The 20585-nt window shown below is 60.9% G+C and carries 18 protein-coding genes and 1 tRNA gene; 10 read left to right on the forward strand and 9 right to left on the reverse strand.

The annotated features are described in order from the left end of the window. Positions 1-260 precede the first annotated feature (260 nt). A complete protein-coding gene (locus Q0S71_RS25460) occupies positions 261-938 on the forward strand; it encodes a hypothetical protein (RefSeq protein WP_296001982.1) in 678 nt (225 codons plus the stop codon). After that, complete coding sequence (locus Q0S71_RS25465; RefSeq protein ID WP_296001938.1) at positions 935-2314, forward strand: TniQ family protein; 1380 nt, start codon at positions 935-937, stop codon at positions 2312-2314. Before Q0S71_RS25460 ends, Q0S71_RS25465 begins: the two co-directional genes overlap by 4 nt. An 88-nt stretch (positions 2315-2402) precedes the next feature. Here the strand turns inward: Q0S71_RS25465 and Q0S71_RS25470 are convergent, their stop codons facing one another. After that, the gene (locus tag Q0S71_RS25470) at positions 2403-2825 is read right to left on the reverse strand and encodes a helix-turn-helix transcriptional regulator (protein WP_296001940.1); all 423 of its coding nucleotides are present in this window, start codon (positions 2823-2825) and stop codon (positions 2403-2405) included. A gap of 58 nt (positions 2826-2883) precedes the next feature. Between Q0S71_RS25470 and Q0S71_RS25475 the strand changes: the two genes are divergently transcribed. Continuing rightward, a complete protein-coding gene (locus Q0S71_RS25475) occupies positions 2884-3633 on the forward strand; it encodes a hypothetical protein (protein WP_296001942.1) in 750 nt (249 codons plus the stop codon). 198 nt (positions 3634-3831) lie between these two features. On the opposite strand, the gene Q0S71_RS25480 is transcribed toward Q0S71_RS25475, so the two are convergent. Beyond that, positions 3832-3907: transfer RNA gene (locus tag Q0S71_RS25480), tRNA-Arg, on the reverse strand. A gap of 199 nt (positions 3908-4106) precedes the next feature. Here Q0S71_RS25480 and Q0S71_RS25485 point away from each other — a divergent pair. Together Q0S71_RS25485 and Q0S71_RS25490 are read left to right on the forward strand one after the other, a co-directional pair. Next, positions 4107-4703: a c-type cytochrome gene (locus Q0S71_RS25485; protein WP_296001944.1), complete on the forward strand. Its 597-nt coding sequence runs from the start codon at positions 4107-4109 to the stop codon at positions 4701-4703. Between the two features lie 200 nt (positions 4704-4903). Further along, positions 4904-5590: a hypothetical protein gene (locus Q0S71_RS25490; protein WP_296001947.1), complete on the forward strand. Its 687-nt coding sequence runs from the start codon at positions 4904-4906 to the stop codon at positions 5588-5590. Between the two features lie 110 nt (positions 5591-5700). On the opposite strand, the gene Q0S71_RS25495 is transcribed toward Q0S71_RS25490, so the two are convergent. The 4 genes from Q0S71_RS25495 to Q0S71_RS25510 form a co-directional block, all read right to left on the reverse strand. Continuing rightward, a complete protein-coding gene (locus Q0S71_RS25495; RefSeq protein WP_296001948.1) occupies positions 5701-7785 on the reverse strand; it encodes a M13-type metalloendopeptidase in 2085 nt (694 codons plus the stop codon). Between the two features lie 121 nt (positions 7786-7906). Further along, a complete protein-coding gene (locus tag Q0S71_RS25500; RefSeq protein ID WP_296001952.1) occupies positions 7907-9934 on the reverse strand; it encodes a M13 family metallopeptidase in 2028 nt (675 codons plus the stop codon). A gap of 91 nt (positions 9935-10025) precedes the next feature. Then, the gene (locus Q0S71_RS25505) at positions 10026-12371 is read right to left on the reverse strand and encodes a TonB-dependent receptor (RefSeq protein WP_296001953.1); all 2346 of its coding nucleotides are present in this window, start codon (positions 12369-12371) and stop codon (positions 10026-10028) included. Positions 12372-12580: 209 nt separating this feature from the next. Beyond that, a complete protein-coding gene (locus Q0S71_RS25510; protein ID WP_296001956.1) occupies positions 12581-13192 on the reverse strand; it encodes a hypothetical protein in 612 nt (203 codons plus the stop codon). Positions 13193-13522: 330 nt separating this feature from the next. Here Q0S71_RS25510 and Q0S71_RS25515 point away from each other — a divergent pair, with 330 nt between their 5' ends. The 4 genes from Q0S71_RS25515 to Q0S71_RS25530 all read left to right on the forward strand — a co-directional run bounded on the left by Q0S71_RS25515 (position 13523) and on the right by Q0S71_RS25530 (position 16885). Next, on the forward strand, positions 13523-14998 hold the full coding sequence (locus Q0S71_RS25515) for a S41 family peptidase (protein WP_296001959.1): 1476 nt from the start codon (positions 13523-13525) through the stop codon (positions 14996-14998). Between the two features lie 244 nt (positions 14999-15242). Further along, a complete protein-coding gene (locus tag Q0S71_RS25520; protein ID WP_296001961.1) occupies positions 15243-16364 on the forward strand; it encodes a beta-ketoacyl-ACP synthase III in 1122 nt (373 codons plus the stop codon). A 9-nt stretch (positions 16365-16373) separates the two neighbouring features. Further along, positions 16374-16610, forward strand: a complete 237-nt coding sequence (locus Q0S71_RS25525; RefSeq protein ID WP_296001963.1) for a hypothetical protein — start codon at positions 16374-16376, stop codon at positions 16608-16610. Continuing rightward, the gene (locus tag Q0S71_RS25530) at positions 16598-16885 is read left to right on the forward strand and encodes a type II toxin-antitoxin system RelE/ParE family toxin (protein WP_296001966.1); all 288 of its coding nucleotides are present in this window, start codon (positions 16598-16600) and stop codon (positions 16883-16885) included. The genes Q0S71_RS25525 and Q0S71_RS25530 overlap by 13 nt, the downstream gene beginning before the upstream one ends. Positions 16886-16948: 63 nt before the next feature. On the opposite strand, the gene Q0S71_RS25535 is transcribed toward Q0S71_RS25530, so the two are convergent. Further along, positions 16949-18991: an NADPH-dependent 2,4-dienoyl-CoA reductase gene (locus tag Q0S71_RS25535; RefSeq protein ID WP_296001969.1), complete on the reverse strand. Its 2043-nt coding sequence runs from the start codon at positions 18989-18991 to the stop codon at positions 16949-16951. 184 nt (positions 18992-19175) lie between these two features. Here Q0S71_RS25535 and Q0S71_RS25540 point away from each other — a divergent pair, with 184 nt between their 5' ends. Beyond that, on the forward strand, positions 19176-19754 hold the full coding sequence (locus tag Q0S71_RS25540; protein WP_296001972.1) for an SRPBCC family protein: 579 nt from the start codon (positions 19176-19178) through the stop codon (positions 19752-19754). Positions 19755-19772: 18 nt separating this feature from the next. Here Q0S71_RS25540 and Q0S71_RS25545 read toward each other — a convergent pair whose 3' ends face one another. Both Q0S71_RS25545 and Q0S71_RS25550 read right to left on the reverse strand, forming a co-directional pair. Continuing rightward, positions 19773-20225: a hypothetical protein gene (locus Q0S71_RS25545; protein WP_296001975.1), complete on the reverse strand. Its 453-nt coding sequence runs from the start codon at positions 20223-20225 to the stop codon at positions 19773-19775. Positions 20226-20277: 52 nt separating this feature from the next. Next, a partial coding sequence (locus Q0S71_RS25550; RefSeq protein WP_296001978.1) for a DUF2721 domain-containing protein occupies positions 20278-20585 on the reverse strand: 308 nt, incomplete at its 5' end.

Raw genomic sequence — 20585 nt, forward strand, 5'->3', positions numbered from 1 at the left:
AGCAGCGGCGCAGCCTTAAACAGCTCCACGAGGATCTATTGGAATTGGGATTCGGGGGGTCTTACGATCGCGTGGCGGCGTTCGCCAGGCAATGGAGGGAGGGTCAAACGGAGTGGGTCAATTCAGCGCGCAAACGAACAATTATCTCTCGAATACATGCTGAGCTGGGCGGTGAAATAATCACCAATCTATCAAGTCTGGTTGGGCCCGAGTTAAGGCGCGCAGTACGTAATTGTGTAAAGGCTCGACATGCAAAGCTTATGATTCTAGATGAAGCATCGAGTCTTTTTTCGGCATCGACATCAAATAACTATTTATTGCAATTTGAGCTAGTCAAATCACTCGTAAACGAAATCAAGTGCCGTATCCTCATGTGCGGTGCATATGATCTTCTAAAAATTGAGGATTTTAATGGCCAGTTGATAAGGCGGACACGGATTGTTCATTTCGAACGTTATCATCAGAGCGAACTTGTCACTGGCAATAAATATGGCAATGCATTCAAAGACGTAGTTGCATCATTTTTTGATGCGATGCCAGTGCCGGTAGAAAAGGGGTTGGTAAATAACTATGAATATTTTTTGCTAATGTCACTGGGATGCGTTGGGAATTTGAAAGATTGGCTTATCCGAGCCGTGGAAGCGGCTCTGCTAATGCCAACGCAAATTCTCACCAAAGCTGTTCTTATTTCTACTCAAATGCCAAAAAAACATCTATTAAAAATGCTTAGAGAAATAAGACTTGGTGAAGAAAAAATGCAAGATATTTCTACATCGATTTTAGCTGAAGAGATGGGATTTAGTTCCACACCAACCTTAACCTCTCAATCTAAACGGTCGTCAATACCGAAGAATGAAGAAAAAAAAGATCGTCCTCGTAAAACAACACCTGGGCGGCGAAATCCCTCACGTGACCCTGTTGGGAGGGAGGACGCATGAGTCAAAATTACAATCTTTGGGACGGTATTGATGATGCCCTCCCGCCACGTAGCAGACTTGCATCATTAAAACCATTTGGCCAAGGTACGCCGTTTCAAGAATCCCTGAGTGGCCTAATCATTAGATTAGCTCGTATCCATACATGTGACCCGAAGCAATTATTAAATCTTGAAATTCTCCAAAATACAGCATTGAAGCAGCTACGCCCAACTGGAGGCTTTGTTTCGTTTGATTTGCGCACGATGAACGGTGGTGGAAAATATGCAAGTGAAGTTTCCCGCCGCCTGGAAGAGCTAACGCTACAAGATAATTTAATCAACTGCTCTTTCTTACCGTGGTCCAATATTATTGCTAAAAAAGGTATGGGAATTCTCCATTCCCATCCTCATTGGTGCTCTAATTGCATCGAAGAGTGGCGAAAAAATAACCTAGAAGCCTATCTTCCCCTCTTATGGTTTGCGTATTCTGTTAATAGCTGTACTAAACATGGCAATATTCTTAGTGACAAATGTTCACATTGTGGTAAGCATCAGCCCTTTGTTCCAAGACATACTTTTCTCGATCATTGTTCTCATTGTGGTCACTGGCTCGGAGACGAGAAATATGGCTGTTCAGGCTCGTCGGAAGCTGCACCAATCGATGATTTTGAAATTTTTCAACGAGAGGCTGTTGGTGAAATGATTTCTCATCCACCCTATTCAAATCTAGCCACCTTTGAGAATTTTCTATCTCGTTTAAAATATGTCATTGAAACCGAATTTAATGGTGTCGTAACTCATTATGAACGATCGATAGGCTTCAGGCAATCTTCCATTAAGCAATGGCTTGACGGAAAACGCCCATCCCTGCCTCTATTTATGCGAATGACACAAAGATTAGGAACCACTCCAGTACAATTCTTAAAAGGCAATTTAACCAACGCATTTTTTTCTAAAGGCGAAATTTTTTCATTTCAACATACCGTTAAAAAATATGCCGTAACTGAAACTACACATAAAGAAATCAGGAGCGCTCTTCTTTCAATAATTGCTTCAGGAGAATCGACCATTCCGACAAAAACAATCGCTGAGCGACTTGGTTACAAATATTCATGGCTGAAATATTGGCATCCCGAGCCATGTCTAGAAATTAGTAGATTTTATCGTCAACATTTAAGTCGAGAGGCTCAACGAAAAAGAAATAATGCCGAAAATATTACTAGAGAAGTTGTGAGGGAGCTTTTTGAGAAAAAAATAAAAATCACAAGGAGGGCTGTACAAAAAATATTATTCCGACATAGTATTTTTCTTTCACGTCCTGAAATTAGAGCTGCATTCAATGATGAAAAAAGGGTATTGTTTTTGCCATTTTTTGCACCACACGGACAAAAAAAATGAGTTGATCTAGTATGCAGACAGTACCGGATCGACGGCCTCCTCACCTGCTCGATCCGCAGCACTTTATACTTACTGAGTCAACTTGAACTTACTGCCGGTCACGGATGGCCAGTTTTGCGCACATTTCGGTCACCCAGTCATGTACCCACACCCGATCATCTTCGCTTAGCGAATTTAATGACGCCGCCAGATCAACTGCTTGGTCCATTGAACGAGCCGAACCAGCACGTACAAGCGCGTCGAGCGGAACCCCAAAAATTTCCGCCAGATCGATGAGTCGAAGCAATGGCGGCAACGTGACCCCACGTTCGAACCGCGAAATAGTTTCTTGCTCCACCCCCAACTGCGCTGCTAGCTGTTCCTGTGTCAATTTTTTCGCCACACGCTGCTTAGCCAACGCCTTTCCGATTCTTTGGGCAAACTTTCCTTCCTGCCGAGCAGTGACCATATTCCACATTCCATGTTGAAAGACCACAAGAATGGTGGTATCAATAGTGAATTCTGGTAACATCACAATATGTGGTTAAACCATATATTTTGCATATTCCTGTCATGAATGGAAACACTCAATGCGTTGTTCCACCGTTACGATTAGGTGTTTGATAGTGGGCCTTGGGCTCGCCATGTTGGGATGTACCACGCCTCCCATTTCACATGAGCAACTCAAGAATCTCGCGTTGCTTACTCCCCAAGATCTATATGGGAACGGCGCTGCGGTCACCGAGATTGACGGTAAATCAAAGGGGGTGGCACAACAGATGACTATCGAGGGCCCGGACATACTGCCGGGGGTAAAGACACGCCCGGGCGTCAATGTGCTGCCAGGAAGGCGTATGATTCAGGTGTATGTCTGCTATGCAGGCGGCGCACAGAATTGCATCTCGGACACCTATATATTCGACGCGAAGCCCGGCTTGGCATATGTTCTTCGAGGATCCGAACAGAATATCGTCGTACTGGACCGGTTCCAGAAACTTGTCCAGGGATCATTGCATCCGATCGCCCATCACGAATTCGTTAGCGATCAGGAGTTGGAGACCGTCCGACGTCAAGAACTGACGGCCGCCGCCGATGCAGGGATCGCTGTCATGGAGCAGCGCAAGCGGGACCAAATTTTTATACGAAAGGTGGGGGCACTTGTTTGCCAGGAGCCTGGCCGGGATATCATCTACGTCGGATACGTTGAGAACCTCGCCGGGGACAAGATACAGATTCGTATTGCTGATGCGCATTTCAAGAGAAATCCAAATCTTCATCCCAGCGGCTTTTCCCCTTCAACGGTGTGGGATTCATCAATACAGTGGGGGCTCTGCAGATAGCACGCTGACGCTGGTGAGAGTTCTGCTTTAACCGTTAGGCAAGCTGGCATGGTTCAACTAGCCGACCAAGGCCTTGATTGCCTGGCGTTTGCATAGTCTTTGAAGCTTATCTTTGCACTTTGTCTGGGAAGCATATCTTTGCGTTAGACGCACCAATATGCTTCCGGTCTCAGCAGGCTGGACAAGCAAGGAGATTTTTGGTGCGGCTGGCGGGGATCGAACCCACAACCCTTGGCTTCGGAGGCCAATACTCTATCCATTGAGCTACAGCCGCGTAGGGAGGACAACTTGAAGTGACACGAAGGATACCGTTTTTCTGTTCCGCCGTCCATGGAAAGTGTCGTATTGCTCATGATTTGGATTCCAAGCCGCGTTTTTTGAGTCTATAATCGCCCGTTTGGCACCGGTTTGCTTGTTAGCCTACCAATACGATTTCGTACCCCTTCCAGCTTCGAATATTGTCTAAGGAAATCATGAGCGACGCACATAACGAACACGAATCCGCCATCAGAACGCCGAAACAACTGGTTGCCGCCGTCATCGGCTTTTTTGGCGTCACCGTCATCGGCATCATCTTGCTGGTCCAGTTCGTGACGATGGAGCGCGTGCCCAGCCAGGGTTCGACCAGCCAAACGCCCGAAGAAGTCGTCGCCCGTGTCCGCCCCGTCGCCGATGAAGGCTTTACCCTGAAGGACGCCAACGCGCCGAAAGTGTTCCAGACCGGCGAAGCGGTCTACACCGCCGTCTGCTCGGCCTGCCACGCCACCGGCGCCATCGGCGCGCCGAAGTTCGGCGACGCCGGCGCCTGGGGTCCGCGCATCGCCCAGGGTTATGCGACGCTGCTCAAACACGCCGTCGAGGGCATACGCGGCATGCCGGCCAAGGGCGGCAACGCCGACCTCGACGATGTCGAAGTCGGCCGCGCCCTCGTCTACATGACGAACAAGGCCGGCGCCACCTTCGCCGAACCAGCCGTGCCGGCGGCGCCAGCGGCAGCCGCTTCGGCGCCCACGGCGGCATCAGCAACCGCATCGGCACCGGCACCGGCACCGGCCGCGCCGGCAAAATAACCGGCCTTGCCAGCGCGTCGACACAGTCGGCGCCGCCATCAAAAAACCGTTCGATTTCGAACGGTTTTTTTCGGCCATCCGCTGGCGATGACGGTCCGGCGAACTAAAAATTAGTTGTGATTTGAAAGCTGTTATTTCCAAAGATAGGCATCGCGCTTCGCAACAGAAGCACACCGGGTGACACATAGTCATCAAGCTGATTGAACGAACTGGAACGCATCGTGACCAAAACAACCGTCGGAAGAAGTGTCGTAAGCGGACTCGTTGGTGGAGTATTAGCCTTGCCAGCCTTGATTCTGGGCGCAATACCTGTTGGCATTGCGTCGGGCTTGCAAGCACACAGACCCGATGTCGCACGCTTTAATCGCCTATACGCGGAGATAACGGCGGACCTGAAGCACATCCTTACGACACTCGATAAGAACCACAACGACGACAACAATGTCTACCTGCGCCGGCAGATAGACAAGTATCTGAGGCCAGGCGTCGACGATTCGGTCAAAACCAGTGTGACGCAATTATATGATTTCTTCAAAAATCCGGCCATGCGCGCCCATTGGTCTTATTCGGGTTGGGAAAACCCAAAAGAGGCCGGTGGCACTCTTTTGTGGCTGGGTATGGGTCACGCCACGGTCGACGGAGCGTCATTTCCCGGCGGCCTGATCCGCATCGCGCCCAAGGCGTTTTGCCTTCCGGATAGCACACTGTCCGGTATCATGCTGCATGAGGCCACGCATTGGGTGCTGGGCACCCGTGACCATGCTTACGACACGACATTTTTCCCCGGACACGATAATTTGAAAGAACTGGGCGTTGGTTTGCATTTTAGTAACGCCGACAATTGGCGCATTTTCTATCAAAAAATGCGAAAGAAATTTCGCCCCTGATCGAGCGCTTGGACCGCAGCCGGCGCGGTCTAACGGCCGCCGCCGGGCGAAAAAAAGGACTGCCGCGGCAGTCCCTTCCATGGTGTCAGCCTTGATGGCTTAGCAATGCCTTACCACATGATGACGCGTTCCTTGGGCGGCAGGTACATCTTGTCGCCCGGCTTGACGTCGAAGGCGCTGTAGTAGCCCGGCTGGTTGCGCAGCGTGCCGTTGGTGCGGAACTGGCCCGGCGAGTGCGGATCGGTCTTGATCTGGACGATCTGCTGCGCTTCGCGCATCTTCATGCGCCATACTTGCGCGAAGCCCATGTAGAAGCGCTGGTCGCCGGTCAGGCCGTCGATCACCGGCGCCGGCTTGCCGTGCAGCGACAGGTGGTAGGCCTTGTACGCGATGGCGACGCCGGAATTGTCGGCGATGTTCTCGCCCAGGGTCAGCTCGCCGTTGACGTGATAGCCGGGCAGCGGGCTGAACTGGTTGTACTGGTCGACCAGCATCTTGGTCTTGGCCGCGAAGTTCTTGTGGTCGGACTTGGTCCACCAGTCGCGCAGATTGCCGTCGCCGTCGTACTGGGCGCCCTGGTCGTCGAAGCCGTGGCTGATTTCGTGGCCGATGACGGCGCCGATGGCGCCGTAGTTGACGGCGTCGTCGGCGTTGGCGTCGAAGAACGGCGGACGCAGGATCGAGGCCGGGAACAGGATTTCGTTGAGCTCGGGGTTGTACTGGGCGTTGACGGTTTGCGGCGTCATGCCCCACTCGGCGCGGTCGATCGGCTGGCCCAGCTTGTTCAACTCTTTTTCATAGTCGAACTGGTTCGAGCGCAGCACGTTGCCGACCAGGTCGTCCTTGGACACCACCAGCTTGGAGTAGTCGCGCCATTTGTCGGGATAGCCGATCTTGGTGGTGAACTTGGCCAGCTTGGCTTGCGCCTGCTTCTTGGTGACCGGGCTCATCCAGTCGAGCTTGTCGATGCTGGTCTTGTAGGTGGCCAGCAGGTTGCGCACCAGTTGTTCCATGCGCGCCTTGCGGTCGGCCGGGAAATACTGCTCGACGTAGAGCTTGCCGACCGATTCGCCCATCGCGCCTTCGGTGACGGAAACGCCGCGCTTCCAGCGCGGACGCATCTCGGTCACGCCGCTCAGCACGGTGCCGTAGAAGGCGAAGTTTTCATCGACGTAGGCTTTCGACAGGTAGGGCGCGGCCGAGTGGATGGCCTGCCACTGGAAGTACGCCTTCCAGGTGGCGAGCGGCGTGCTGGCGAGCACCTCGTTGAAGCCCTTGAGGAAGCTCGGCTGGCCGACGATGACGTAGTTGACCTTGCCGGCGATGCCGGTGTCCTTGAGCCAGGTGGCCCAGTCGAAGCCGGCGGCCAGGCCGCTCAGCTTGGCCAGTTCGACCTTGTTGTAACCCTTGATGGGATCGCGCAGCTCGACCTTGCTCCACTGGATCTGCGCCAGCGCCGTTTCCAGCGCGACGATGGCCCTGGCGTCGGCCGCGCCGTTGCCGTTGCCGGCCAGCGTCAACATCTTGGCGACGTGCAGCTCGTACTTGGCGACCGTGTCGACCATCTTGGCGTCGTCTTTTTTCAGGTAGTAGTCGCGGTCCGGCAAGCCCAGGCCGGCTTGCTGGATGTCGGCCACGTACTTGGTCGAATCCTTGTTGTCCTGGTGGACGGCGAAGCCGATGGGCGCGTTGAAGCCGACGATGTCGAAGTGGGCGATCAGGGCCGGGATGTCTTTCTTGTCGCTCAGCGCGGCCACCCTGGCCAGCTCGCCGTTCAGCGGGGTCAGGCCCAGCTGTTCGACCTTGGCTTCGTCCATGAAGCTGCTGTAGAAGTCGCCGATGCGGGCGGCGTCGGTGCCGGCCGTCTTGTTCGGCGTGTTGGCCGCCGTTTCGATGATGGAGCGCAGTTCCGGCTGGATGTCGTCGCGCAGCTTGGCGAAGGTGCCCCAGCTCGCTTTGTCGGCCGGGATTTCGGTCGTGGCCAGCCACTTGCCGTTCAGGTGGGTGAACACATCGTCCTGGACGCGCACGGCCGGATCGATGTATTGCACGTCGATGCCGGAGACGCGGGTGGCGCCGGCGGCGGGCGCGGTGGTGGTCGCAACGGCGGCGGCGGCAGGCGCGGCCGCGGTGGCCGCGGTGGCATAGGCCGTCAACAAACTCAAAGTTAAAGCACTAAGCAAATATCGTTTCACAGAAATCCCCAATGTATTTATAACGTGATTCATAACGTAACCGTCACCCAGGACTTTTGGTCCGTTTTCGACTTTATCACAGTGGCGCCCCGCAGCGACAGCTTTCCGGCGCCCCGCGCCGCTACCAGATGATGACGCGCTGCTCCGGCGCCACATACATGCGGTCGCCCGGCTTGACGCCGAAGGCTTCGTACCAGCCGGGCTGGTTGACGACGGTGCCGTTGGCGCGGAACTGGCCGGGCGAGTGCGGGTCGGTTTTCAGGTAGACGATCTGCTGCGCCTCGCGCGTTTTGCTGCGCCACACCTGGGCGAAGCCGAGGTAGAAGCGCTGGTCGCCGCTCAGGCCGTCGATCACCGGCGCCTGCCGGCCGTGCAGCGACAGGTGGTAGGCCTGGTAGGCGATGGCCAGGCCGGAATTGTCGGCGATGTTTTCGCCCAGCGTCAGCGCGCCGTTGACGTGGTAGCCCTGGATGGGGCTGTAGCCGTCGTACTGGCGCGACAGGGCGTCGGTCTTGGCCTTGAAGTTGGCGCGGTCTTGCGCGCTCCACCAGTCGCGCAGGTTGCCGTCGCCATCGGACTGGCTGCCCTTGTCGTCGAAGCCGTGGCTGATTTCATGGCCGATGACGGCGCCGATGGCGCCATAGTTGACGGCGTCGTCGGCGCCGGCGTCGAAGAACGGCGGCTGCAAGATCGCGGCCGGGAACACGATTTCGTTCATCGTCGAACTGTAATAGGCGTTGACGGTCTGCGGCGTCATGCCCCACTCCTCGCGGTCGATGGGGCGGCCCAGCTTGTTGACCATGCGCTCGTGCTCGAAGTGCGCGGCGCGCAGCATATTGCCCATCAAGTCGTTCGGCAGCACCGCCAGCGCCGCGTAGTCGCGCCACTTGTTCGGATAGGCGATCTTGGTCGAGAATTTGGCCAGCTTGGCCTGCGCCTCGCGCTTGGTTTCCGGGCTCATCCAGTCCAGCCCGTCTATGCTGGTTTGATACGAGGCCAGCAGGTTGCGCACCAGCGCCTCCATGCGCGCCTTGCGCTCGGCCGGGAAGTATTGGGCCACGTAGAGCTTGCCCAGGTTCTCGCCCAGCGCGCGCTCGACGGCGCCGACGCCGCGTTTCCAGCGCGGCGGCATTTCGGTGACGCCGGTGACGACGCCGCCGTAGAAGGCGAAATCGGCGTCGGCGTAGGCGTCCGACAGATAGGGCGAGGCCGCGCGCAGCAACTGCCATTCGAAATACGCTTTCCAGGTCGGCAGGTCGGTCTGCTCCACGATGGCGTTGAAGCCCTTCAGGTAGCTGGGCTGCTGTACGATGACGTAGTCGGTCTTGCTGGCGACGCCGGCCGTGGCCAGCGCGTTCTTCCAGTCGAAGTCGGGCGCCAGCTCGGCCAGCTTGGCGATGTCGACCTTGTTGTAGCGCTTGACCGGGTCGCGGTTCTCGACCTTGGTCCACTGCACCTCGGCCAGCGCGGTTTCCAGCGCGACGATGGCGCGGGCGGACGCGGCGGCGTCCTTGTTGCCGGCCAGCGCCAGCGTCTGTTCGATGTGGGCCTGGTATTTGACGAGCGTGGCGGCCAGCTTGGCGTCGTCTTTTTTCAGGTAGTAGTCGCGGTCCGGCAAGCCCAGGCCGCTTTGCGAAATCGAGGCCGCGTACCGGGTCGACGCGCGCTCGTCCTGGCCGACGTGGACCGCGTAGGGCGTCGTCACGCCGAGCGCGCTCAGGTGCGAAATAAGCGCCGGCAGCGCCTTTTTGTTCTTGATCGCGTGGATACGGTTCAGTTCGCCGGCCAGCGGTCGGATGCCGAGCGCGTTCACGTGCGCCTGGTCCATATAGCTGGTGTAGAGGTCGGCGATTTTTTGGGCGTCGCTGCCGGATTTCTTGGCGCCGTCCCGCTGCGCCGTCTCGATGATGGCACGCAGCTGCGGCAGCGTTTCGTCGCGCAGCTGGGCGAACGCGCCCCAGCTCGACTTGTCGGCCGGGATGTCGGTGTTCTTCAGCCACTGGCCGTTGAGGTAGCTGAAGAAATCGTCCTGCGGACGCACGGACGCGTCGATGTGCTGGACGTCGATGCCGGACACGGGGGCGGCAGCGGGTGCGGGTTCGGCGGCGCCGGCGAAGGCGGTCAGCAGGCTCAGGGTCACGGTGCTCATCACATATCGTTTCACGGAAAGTCCTTGTCGGTCATGGTAGCAAAAGGCGGCGAAGGTGTCCGCAAATGTAGCATGGGGTGCCGGCGCGCCATCAAAACTTCGTTTCCAGTTTCACGGTCCACACCGTGTAGGTGTGGAAGCCGGTCGTGGCCAGCTCGTTCAGCCCGCCGGCCGTGACCAGGTTGCTGCCCAGCGCGTCGCGCGCCATCAGGTTGCTGGACGATACGCGCAGCTGCGTGTTCTTGTTGAACTTCCACAAGCCGTAGGCGTCGTACTGGCGCTTGCGGCCGGTGTCCACGATCTGCGTGGCGCTGGACTGGATCAGCGTTTCCGGCGTCCAGTTGAAGCTGGCGCCCAGCGTGAACGGCACCGCCTTCATGCGGTAGTCGAAGCCGACGTTGGCGCTCTGCTTCGGTTGCGCGTCGAGCCGGTTGTTGGGGCCGGGGATGCCGTCCACGTTCGACCAGTAGCGGCTGTAGTTGGAGCGAAAATCGATCGCCGGCGCGTCCGCGATCAGCTCGACCAGCTGGAACTTGGCCTCCAGCTCGACGCCGCTGGTGCGCGCCTTGCCGATATTGCTCGGCGTCGACACCCAGCGCGGCCCGGTGACGGTCTGTTGCAGCGACAGTTCGCGGCGGATCAGGTCGCTGATATCGCGGGTGAAACCGCTGACGCTGAGGATGCCGGCGCGGCCCAGATAATGTTCATAGGCCGCGTCCAGGCCGGTGGCCAGCTCGGGCTTGAGGTAGGGATTGCCGGTGCGGTCGGGCGCGGCCGCCGTGTTCAGGCGCGACAGCGTCGTCAGCGCCAGCAAGTCTTGCACATTGGCCGACTTGTAGCTGCGCGTCAGGCTCATGCGCACCTGATCCTTGTCGTGGCCGGGAATTTTATACAGGGTGTGGAACAGCGGGCTGAACACGCTGCTGGTGTTGTCCACCTCGCCGGTCGGCAGGGTGCTGGTGGTGCGTATGCCTTCCCAGCGCGCCCCCAGATACACCGACCACTGCGGCGTGACGTCCCACTCGTCCTGCGCGAACAGGGCGGCGCGCCGGGTCTCGGCCGTCAGGTCGTCGCCGGAGCCGGCGAACTGCGACTGGCCGGCCAGGTTGAGCGAGGTCTGCGTCTCGGTGCGGTGGCTGACCTCGGCGTCCCAGCCGGCCGCGAAGGCGTGGTCCTTGCCGATGGGCGTCGTGTATTTGCCGCCGGTGTTGGCGCTGCGGTCGCGGATGGCGCTGTCGTCGGTCAGGCGGTCGCTCAGCTTGCCGGCCTGGTCGTACTGGTAGCGCACGGAGTCGCTGCTGCTGTGGCCGCTGCCCAAGCCGAACTTGACGTCGAGCTTGGACGCGCCCTCCATCTTATGGACCCAGTTGCCGAAGCCGCGCGCGAACGTGCTGCTGGAATGGGCGTTGCTGTCGGCGAAATAATATTCCGGCGGCAGCAGCAGCTCGGGCGGCACCAACGGCCCCTGCGTCAGCGCCGTGTCGACGCCGCTGTTGCTGCGGCTGGCCATCAGGAAGGGCTGGAAGTTGAGCTGGTCGCCGCCGTCGAACTTGTAGGACAGGCGCGGCGTCACGTGCAGCGACTTGCTGAGGCGGTGGGTTTCGTCGTCGACGGTTTCATCCTTGACGGCGACGCCGTCCGGCTCGGTGTTCAGGTTGTGCGTGACGCCGCTGTCGTGCTGGCGGTTTTCGGACACGGTGGCCGTCAGGATATAGGTCAGGCCGCCGCTCTTGCCCGGCACCACCACCGACACATTGGGCGCGTTTTGGCCCTGCTCGACCGAATCGCTGAGTTTGACCTGGATGTCTTTTTGTTGGTAGCCGTCGCGCAGAACGATGTTGATGGTGCCGGCGATGGCGCGGGTGCTGTATTCGGCCACCGGGCCGTGCATGATTTCGACGCGCTCGACCTGGTCCGGCGACAGCTGGTCGAGCGAAAAACCGGCCGGCGGCCGCTCGCCGTTGAGCAGGATCTGCGTGTAGCCGCTGCCGAGGCCGCGCATGCGGATATCGCCGCCGCGTCCGGGCCGGCCGCCTATCGACACGCCGGGCAGGCGCTTGAGCACGTCGCCGAGGTTGGTGTCGCCGTTGCGGTCGAGTTCTTCGCGGCCGTAGATCTGCTTGCCGGCGACGGAGCGGCGGCGCTCCTCCATATCGTCCAGGCGGCTGCCGTTGACGGTGATTTCGGGCACCACCTTGCCGTCCTTGCCCGATGCGGCCGTCGAGGGCGCGCGGCCGGCGGCGGATTTGCCGCGCGGCGCCTTGCCCTTGACCGGCGTGCTGTCGTCCGTCGGGGCGGCGGGCGCGGCATCCTGGGGCTGGGCCGATGTCAAGGTCGGGCCGATGTCGGCGGGGTCGGCCGGCGTGGTCTGGGCGGACGCCAGGCCGGCGGTCGCGCCCAGCAGGGCCAGGCAGGCGAAGGAATTCAGTTTGCTCATAGCGTCATCAAAGAGTGGCAAGCCGCATAAATACTGGCGCGGCGCGCCGCCAAGATGGGCGCGCATGCATTCTAGCCGCCGAAAATACAGGCGGCGCCACGCGGGCGCCGTTTTTTACTTTAGGATACACAAACAGCAACACGCGGCCCGGAGGATCGACACCGGGCCGACCAACGGGCCGACCCAAGGGGGGCCTTTGGGGTGAGCGCTTACATGCCCGGAATGGTGACGCTGCCGCCGTTGTTGCCGTTGCCGCCACCGTTGCCATTACCGCCGCCTGCCCCACCGGCGCCGCCACCACGGTGGTGGCCGCCCGTCTTGGCCGGCGCATCGTCCTTGTCGCGCGCGGACGGACGGTTGCCGGCGTCGGCCACGCGCATCAGCTGCTCGCCGAGGAATTCCGCCACTTTCCGGCGCTGGCTTTCATCGAGGGCATCGTTGACGGTCAGCCACCATTCGCGCATCTGCTTTTCCTCGCCGGCGCTGGCGGCCGTTTCGGCGTCGACGGCGCCGACCAGGTCGCGTAGCTCGACCTGCTTGGCCGTCAGCGCGCCGGCCACCGCATCCTGCAACTTCTGGCGCCGCGACAGACGCTCGCGCATCACTTGCCGGCTGCGGTTCTCGGTCTGTTGCCACAGCGTCGCCTGGTTGGCGTTCAGGTTGAGCTCCTTCTTGAAGTCGGGCGCCATCGGCAGCAAGTCTTCCAGGTGCAGCTCCATCACGGGCAGCGCCATCGCGGGCAGCATGGAAGTGGTCAGAATCAGGGCCGCGCCCAGACGGCGGATGCGGGCGGCGGGGAAAAGCAAGGGCAATAAGGGCATTGGCGCTCCAGAGGCAAAAAAAAGCCTGCGGGTAAGCGCAGGCAAAAAACCACTTCAGGGTAGAGAGAAATACAATTCACTATAGGTCGCGATTTCGGCCTCCATTGAAAAACTTACAATTGCTTACTGTCGTCGGGCCAGACGATACACCGCCATACAAAGCGCAATGCGGCGCCGGGGTCGCTGTGGTAAAACAGTCGTCAGGCCGGCGCAGATACAAAGCCCTCGCAACGCTTGCCTGGAATCAGTTTATACTGAATTACAGCACGTTTCGTTACCGGTTTTCGGTGTCGCGGCGGCTATTGTATGACTCGCATCGACAGGTGAAACATGGGCAAGAAACTCAAGAATACCGGGCTGGTCAGCCTGGGCGTGGTCGCCGGCATCGCCGTTTCCCTGCAATTTTCCGCCATGGCGCAAAAACCGGCCGAGCCGACGCTGCCGCTGGAACAGTTGCGCCAGCTGGCCGACGTCTACGGCCTCATCAAAACCGATTACGTCGAACCGGTCGACGACAAAAAGCTGCTGACGGAAGCCATTTCCGGCATGGTGGCCTCGCTCGACCCCCATTCCGCCTATCTCGACAAGAAAGCCTACGCCGAATTGCGCGAAGGTTCGCAGGGCAAGTTCGTCGGCCTCGGCATCGAAATCGGCCAGAGCGACGACGGCTACATCAAAATCGTCGCGCCGATCGAGGATTCGCCGGCCTACCGCGCCGGCATCAAGGCGGGCGACCTCATCACGCGGCTCGACAACGTGCCCGTCAAGGGCATGAGCCTGGACGACTCCGTCAAGCGCATGCGCGGCGAGCCGCACAGCAAAGTGAGCATCACCGTGCTGCGCAAGGGCGAGGCGGCGCCGCTGGTGTTCAATATCGAGCGCGAGGAAATCCACCAGAAGAGCGTCAAGGGCAAGCTGGTCGAGCCGGGCTACGCCTGGCTGCGCGTGGCGCAGTTCCAGGAGCCGACGCTGGACGACCTGGCCACCAAGATCGCCGAGCTGTACAAGCAAGACCCCAACATCAAGGGTTTGATCCTCGACCTGCGCAACGATCCGGGCGGCGTGCTGCAAGGCGCCATCGGCGTCGCCGCCGCCTTTTTGCCGAAGGACGCGGCCATCGTCTCGACCAACGGCCAGCTGCCGGACTCCAAGGTGACGTATTACGGCCGCGCCGAATACTACGCGCTGCGCGGCGACGGCGATGCGCTGGCCAAGCTGCCGGAGGCGGTCAAATCGGTGCCGATGGTGGTGCTGGTCAACACCGGATCGGCCTCGGCCTCGGAAATCGTCGCCGGCGCCTTGCAGGACTACAAACGCGCCGAGATCATCGGCACGCAAACCTTCGGCAAAGGCTCGGTGCAGACCATACGCCAGCTGACGGCCGACACCGCCGTCAAGCTGACGACGGCGCGCTACTACACGCCGAACGGCCGCTCGATCCAAGCCAAGGGCGTCACGCCCGACCTGACGGTTGATGAAAACGCCGACGGCGACGGCTTAAACAGCCTGCGCACGCGCGAAGCCGATCTGGACAAGCACCTCAGCAACGACCGTTCGCAGGAAGGCGCCAAGAGCAACCACGACGAGCTGGAAGACCAGTTGCGCGTGGTGGCGATGGAAAAAAACCGCAAGCCGCTCGAATACGGCAGCGGCGATGATTTCCAGCTGGCGCAGGCGCTCAATCACCTGAAGGGCTTGCCGGTGCAAGTGGCCAAGGGCGAATCGAAGCTGGTGCAGGCCGACGACGCCGAAGCGGTCACCGCGCCGGCGCCGGTGGCCGATAAAAAGGTCGCGGCCAAGAAATAGGCTGATGTGGCACGCCGATGTGCGGCCGTCGACGGCGCCTCCGACCGGTGGCGCCGTTTTGCTTTGCGCGGTGGCGGAGCGGATGGCGAAACGGGGCCTGCTGGTTTGCTCCGCAGCCTTGCCCGCGGGTCTGCAAGCCGGCGACTGCGCCGGCGCCGCAAACAGAAATTGCGCCCCGCGCGCCAGCATTGTGTAGAATTTGCCCACGAGCGGCGCACGCCCCCACCTTATTGAAAGTTTAGCCATGAAACCAGCCGTCATCAGCGGAACCGGCCTCTACACGCCATTGCAATCGATCTCCAACGAAGAACTGGTCGTCTGTTTCAACGCCTACGCCGAGCGGTTCAACGCCGACAACGCCGCCGCCATCGCGGCCGGCGGCGTCGCCGCGATCGACCTGTCGAGCGTCGCGTTCATCGAAAAAGCGTCCGGCATCAAGTCGCGCTACGTGATGGAAAAGGCCGGCATCCTCGATCCGGCGCGCATGGTGTCGCGCATCGCCGAGCGCGCCGACGACGAATTGTCGCTGCAAGCGGAAATCTGCGTCGCCGCCGCCCACCAGGCGCTCGACCGCGCCGGCCGCACCCCGGCCGATATCGACATGGTGCTGGTGGCCTGCTCGAACATGCAGCGCGGCTATCCTGCGATGGCGGTCGAGGTGCAGGGCGCGCTCGGCATCGACGGCTACGGCTTCGACATGAACGTGGCCTGCTCCTCCGCCACCTTCGGCATCCAGCAGGCGGTGGCCGCCGTCCAGAGCGGCCAGGCGCGCGCGGTGCTGGTGCTGAACCCGGAGATCACCAGCGGCCACCTGAACTGGCGCGACCGCGACAGCCACTTCATCTTCGGCGACGCCTGCACCGCCATCGTCATCGAAGCGGCCGACACGGCCAGGGGCGCGCACCGCTGGGAAATCATCGAGACCAAGCTCAAGACCAGCTTCTCCAACAATATCCGCAACAACTTCGGCTTCCTGAACCGCTTCGACGACGCCGGCGTCGGCCAGCCGGACAAGCTGTTCCGCCAGCAGGGCCGCAAGGTGTTCAAAGACGTCTGCCCGATGGCGGCCGAGATGATTAAAGCCACCATCGCCGGCGCCGGCCTGGAGGTGCCGCAGGTGAGCCGCTACTGGCTGCACCAGGCCAACCTGAACATGAATCTGCTCATCAGCCGCATGGTGCTGGGCCGCGACGCCGAGCCGCACGAGGCGCCGGTGATTCTGGACACCTACGCCAACACCTCGTCGGCCGGCTCCGTCATCGCCTTCCACAAATACTCGGACGACATGGCCGCCGGCCAGCTGGGCGTGATCTGCTCGTTCGGCGCCGGCTACTCGATAGGCTGCGTGGTGGTGCGCAAACTGTAGGAGCCGGACATGATTACGGTAACGTTATCGGATGAACTGGAGGCCGCCGTGCAATCCGCGGCCGAACGCAAGGGTGTATCGCTCGATGACTATCTGACAGCGATCTGCTCGGAAGCGCTGGCCCTCGAAACCGACCGCGTCCGGCTGCAATCCTACCTCGCCGGCACGCCCGGCGTATCGCAGCAACGCGCCGACGCCTGGCTGGCCGAGCTGGCGGCCGGGAAGCGGAGTCCGTGCCCGCGCTGATCTGGCATCCCGATGCGCTGGAAGATGTCGGCCGGCTGCATGACTTCCTCGCCCAGCGCAGTCCTTCCGCCGCGCGCCGTGGCGCCCGGGCGATCGTCGCCGCAGCGAACAAGATCGCCGCCCATCCACATATGGGCTCCCCCTGCGGCGAATTCCGGGAATGGCCAGCCAAATTCGGCCGCTATGCCTACGTTCTGCGCTACTTCATATTGAACAATGGCGACGTGCTCGTTACGCGCGTCTGGCATAGCCGCGAACAGCGGCCCGTCAGGTGAGGACAAGTCGGCTTGTCGAATAAATAGTTTATATCGTTTATATAATTTATATCGTTTATACGATTACAAACCCACCGCCCATTGCGCGCCTTCCTTGATGGCGCGCTTGGCGTCGAGTTCCGCCGCCAGCGCGGCGCCGCCTATCTTGTGGAAGCGCGGGCCGCCGTTGGCCGGTTCCCCGGCCGGCATCAACTCGGTCAGGCTGTCCTGGCCGGCGCAGACGATGATGTTGTCGACCGCCAGCAGGCGCCGCTCGCCGCCCACCGTGATGTGCAGGCCCTGGTCGTCGATGCTGTCGTACTGGACGCCGGCCATCATCACCACGCCGTTGCGCGCCAGCGTGGCGCGGTGCACCCAGCCCGAGGTCTTGCCCAGGCCCGCGCCCAGCTTCGAGGTCTTGCGCTGCAAAAGATAGAGCTGGCGCACCGGCTGCGGCGCCTGGGCCGGCACCAGGCCGCCGCCGCCGCGCGCCTTCAAGTCGACGCCCCACTCGGCGGTCCAGGTCTCCAGCGCCAGCGGCAGCGCGTGGCGCGGGTCGTGCAGCAGGAATTCGCCGACGTCGAAGCCGATGCCGCCGGCGCCGATGATGGCGACACGCCGGCCCACCGGCGCCTTGTTTTGCAGCACGTCGATATACGACAGCACGGAACGATGGTCGATGCCCGGTATCGGCGGACGGCGCACCTTGATGCCGGTGGCGATCGCCACGTCGTCATAGCCTTCGGCCAGCAGTTGCTCGCGCGTCACGCGCACGCCCAGTTTCAGCTTCACGCCCACCAGGTCGATCTTGCGGCGGAAGTAGCGTATGGTTTCGGCGAATTCCTCCTTGCCCGGGATCTGCATGGCGATCTTGAACTGGCCGCCGACGCTGTCGCTGGAGTCGAACAGCGTGACATCGTGGCCGCATTCGGCGGCGACAGTGGCGGCCGACAGCCCGGCCGGCCCGGCGCCGACCACCGCCACGCGGCGCGGCCGGGCGCTGATGGCGTACACCAGTTCCGTCTCGTGGCAGGCGCGCGGGTTGACCAGGCAGCTGGCGCGCTGGTTCGAGAAGGTGTGGTCGAGGCAGGCCTGGTTGCAGCCGATGCAGGTGTTGATTTCGTCGGCGCGGCCGGCGGCGGCCTTGGCCACGAAATGCGCGTCGGCCAGGAAGGGCCGCGCCATCGACACCATGTCGGCGTCGCCGCGGGCCAGGATGTCCTCGGCCTCGTGCGGCATGTTGATGCGGTTCGAGGCGACCACCGGTATCGTCACTTCGCGCCGCAGCCTGCCGGCCACGCTGGCGAAGGCGCCGCGCGGCACCGACGTGACGATGGTGGGCACGCGCGCCTCGTGCCAGCCGTAGCCGGTGTTGAGGATGTTGACGCCGGCCCGCTGCAAGGCCTGGGCGACGGCGACCACGTCGTCCCAGGTGTTGCCGCCGTCGACCAGGTCGAGCAGCGAATGGCGGTACATGATGATGAAGTCGGGGCCGACGGCGGCGCGGATGCGCGTGACGATGTCGACCGGCAGGCGCATGCGGTTCTCTATCGTGCCGCCCCAGCGGTCGGTGCGCAGATTGGTGCGCGCGCACAGGAACTGGTTCAGCAGATAGCCTTCGCTGCCCATCACTTCGATGCCGTCGTAGCCGGCCTGTTTCGCCAGGGTGGCGCAGCGCGCGTAGTCGCGTATGGTCGCCTCGATGCCGGCCGCGGTCAGCGCGCGCGGCTTGAACGGCGAGATCGGCGATTTCTTCGCCGACGCCGACACCACCAGCGGTTGATAGCCGTAGCGGCCCGCGTGCAGGATCTGCATCAGGATCTTGCCGCCCTCTTCGTGCACGGCGCCGGTGACGCGGCGGTGATTGAACACGTCGCCGGCGAAATTGAGCGTGCCGCCGAAGGGCAGCAGCCAGCCGGAGCGGTTCGGCGAAATGCCGCCGGTGACGATCAAGCCCACGCCGCCGCGCGCGCGTTCGCGGTAAAAGGCGGCCAGCTTGCCGTAGTTGTAGAAGCGGTCTTCGAGGCCGGTGTGCATCGACCCCATGATGACGCGGTTGCGCAGCGTCGTGAAGCCGAGGTCTAGCGGCGCCAGCAAGTGCGGGTAGCCTGGGGTCTGGTTGGTCATAGGTGGTGGGAAACGGTGGCGTACGCGATGCCCGCATTACAACCTAAATCTCTAGACCCGGGGTACTAATCTGAGGCGGGGCAAGCATGCCATTGCATGCATCTTGCATGTGATGCCAGGCAGATTTTTGTAACCGTGTTGGAGCACTCTTGTGTTCTGTCCCCATTTCCCATACGCTGGGACGATGAAGCGACTTTTTCTGTTCATGTTGATCTGCGTCAGCGCCCGCATCCCGGCGCAGGCGCAAGCGCCCAAGCTGGAATTGCCCAAGCTGGAGGTGTCGGTCAATCGGGTCGAACTCGACGCGCTGCATATGTACGAAGTCGATTCCAGCGGCACCGTCAACGCGCCGCCGGCCACCGTGTGGCGCATCTTGACCGACTATGAGCACATGAATGAATTCGTGCCCGACCTCAGTTCGTGCCGGGTGCTGTCGCGCAATGGCAATGAAGTCATCATCGAGCAAATGGGCACGGCGCGCTTCCTGTTCATGTCGCGCTCCATCCACCTGGTGGTGCGCGCCACCGAGCAGCCGATGTCGTCGATCGACATCGCGCTCGTGTCGGGCGACATGAAGCATTACGAATCGCACTGGGAACTGTTCCTGGTGCCGGAGACGGGCGGCACGCGCGTCGTCTACAGCGGCCGCATGGTGCCGAACTTTTACGTGCCGGGGCTGCTGGGCGCGAAGCTGATACGCGGCGACATCGAGCGCATGATGGGCTCGGTGCTGGCGCGGCTAGATAGCAAGCGCGAGCAGTAGGCCGGCGGCACCGGGCCGCTAGGCCAGGTAGGTATCGCGGTCGCGCAGTTCGGCGAACTGCTCCAGGCTGCCGATCTTGACCAGCACCGGATTCAGACTGAGCTTGCTCTGCATGGCGCGCCACGCGAACTGCCACTCGCGCTCGTCGGCTTCGGCGGCGGTCTTGGTGAAGGCGGCGCCCAGGGCGGCGCGCACGCCGTATTCGACCGCGCCATCGATGCCGGCCCAGCTCGGCAGCGTGCGCTGCACGGCGCGGTGCAGGCGCTCGCCGAATTCCTCGGAGTTATGGATGACGAGGCAGCTGTCGGCCGTGAACAGCTCGAACAGCTTGCGGTCCCACGCTTGGGAAAAGCTCAGCGTCAGACAGTTCGACGCCGGGAACAGGATGAACTGGCCCTCGGTCAGCGACAGGTGCAAGTCTTCGCGCACGCCGTAGCGGTGCAGGGTGGGAGGGCGTTGGTAATCGTGCATGGCGGTACTCGGTTCTTCAGTTCAGTCCGGCGACGCTGCGCCGGACACGGTGTTATTTAACGGTGCGGCGCGTGTGGCGGTGCGAGCGCATGGCGGAGGAGGCGATCAATATTTCACGCATCAGGTAGACGAAGCTGCCGATCAGGCTCAGCATCGCCACCACGAACAGGCCGGCGATATAGCGGTCCAGCGCGGCGTTGAAGATATCGCCGAAGAACAGCAGGGCGATGACCAGGCAGATCAGCAACCCGCAGGCCGTCGACAGGCCGATCGACCAGTTTATCAGGTGCGAGCGCCGGTACAGCGTGTCGAGCTCGTTCAAATAATTGTCGTTGTAGCCGATGTCGAGCCGGTCTTCCA

The organism is Rugamonas sp. (assembly GCF_025354735.1).
GTDB lineage: Bacteria > Pseudomonadota > Gammaproteobacteria > Burkholderiales > Burkholderiaceae_D > Rugamonas.

What these genes read in the sequence shown, in the direction of transcription:
- Q0S71_RS25460 (WP_296001982.1), top strand. Translation starts at nt 261, where the DNA reads ATGATTCTAGATGAAGCATCGAGTCTTTTTTCGGCATCGACATCAAAT.
- Q0S71_RS25465 (WP_296001938.1), top strand. Translation starts at nt 935, where the DNA reads ATGAGTCAAAATTACAATCTTTGGGACGGTATTGATGATGCCCTCCCG.
- Q0S71_RS25470 (WP_296001940.1), bottom strand. Translation starts at nt 2,825, where the DNA reads ATGTTACCAGAATTCACTATTGATACCACCATTCTTGTGGTCTTTCAA.
- Q0S71_RS25475 (WP_296001942.1), top strand. Translation starts at nt 2,884, where the DNA reads ATGCGTTGTTCCACCGTTACGATTAGGTGTTTGATAGTGGGCCTTGGG.
- Q0S71_RS25485 (WP_296001944.1), top strand. Translation starts at nt 4,107, where the DNA reads ATGAGCGACGCACATAACGAACACGAATCCGCCATCAGAACGCCGAAA.
- Q0S71_RS25500 (WP_296001952.1), bottom strand. Translation starts at nt 9,934, where the DNA reads ATGAGCACCGTGACCCTGAGCCTGCTGACCGCCTTCGCCGGCGCCGCC.
- Q0S71_RS25505 (WP_296001953.1), bottom strand. Translation starts at nt 12,371, where the DNA reads ATGAGCAAACTGAATTCCTTCGCCTGCCTGGCCCTGCTGGGCGCGACC.
- Q0S71_RS25510 (WP_296001956.1), bottom strand. Translation starts at nt 13,192, where the DNA reads ATGCCCTTATTGCCCTTGCTTTTCCCCGCCGCCCGCATCCGCCGTCTG.
- Q0S71_RS25515 (WP_296001959.1), top strand. Translation starts at nt 13,523, where the DNA reads ATGGGCAAGAAACTCAAGAATACCGGGCTGGTCAGCCTGGGCGTGGTC.
- Q0S71_RS25520 (WP_296001961.1), top strand. Translation starts at nt 15,243, where the DNA reads ATGAAACCAGCCGTCATCAGCGGAACCGGCCTCTACACGCCATTGCAA.
- Q0S71_RS25525 (WP_296001963.1), top strand. Translation starts at nt 16,374, where the DNA reads ATGATTACGGTAACGTTATCGGATGAACTGGAGGCCGCCGTGCAATCC.
- Q0S71_RS25535 (WP_296001969.1), bottom strand. Translation starts at nt 18,991, where the DNA reads ATGACCAACCAGACCCCAGGCTACCCGCACTTGCTGGCGCCGCTAGAC.
- Q0S71_RS25540 (WP_296001972.1), top strand. Translation starts at nt 19,176, where the DNA reads ATGAAGCGACTTTTTCTGTTCATGTTGATCTGCGTCAGCGCCCGCATC.
- Q0S71_RS25545 (WP_296001975.1), bottom strand. Translation starts at nt 20,225, where the DNA reads ATGCACGATTACCAACGCCCTCCCACCCTGCACCGCTACGGCGTGCGC.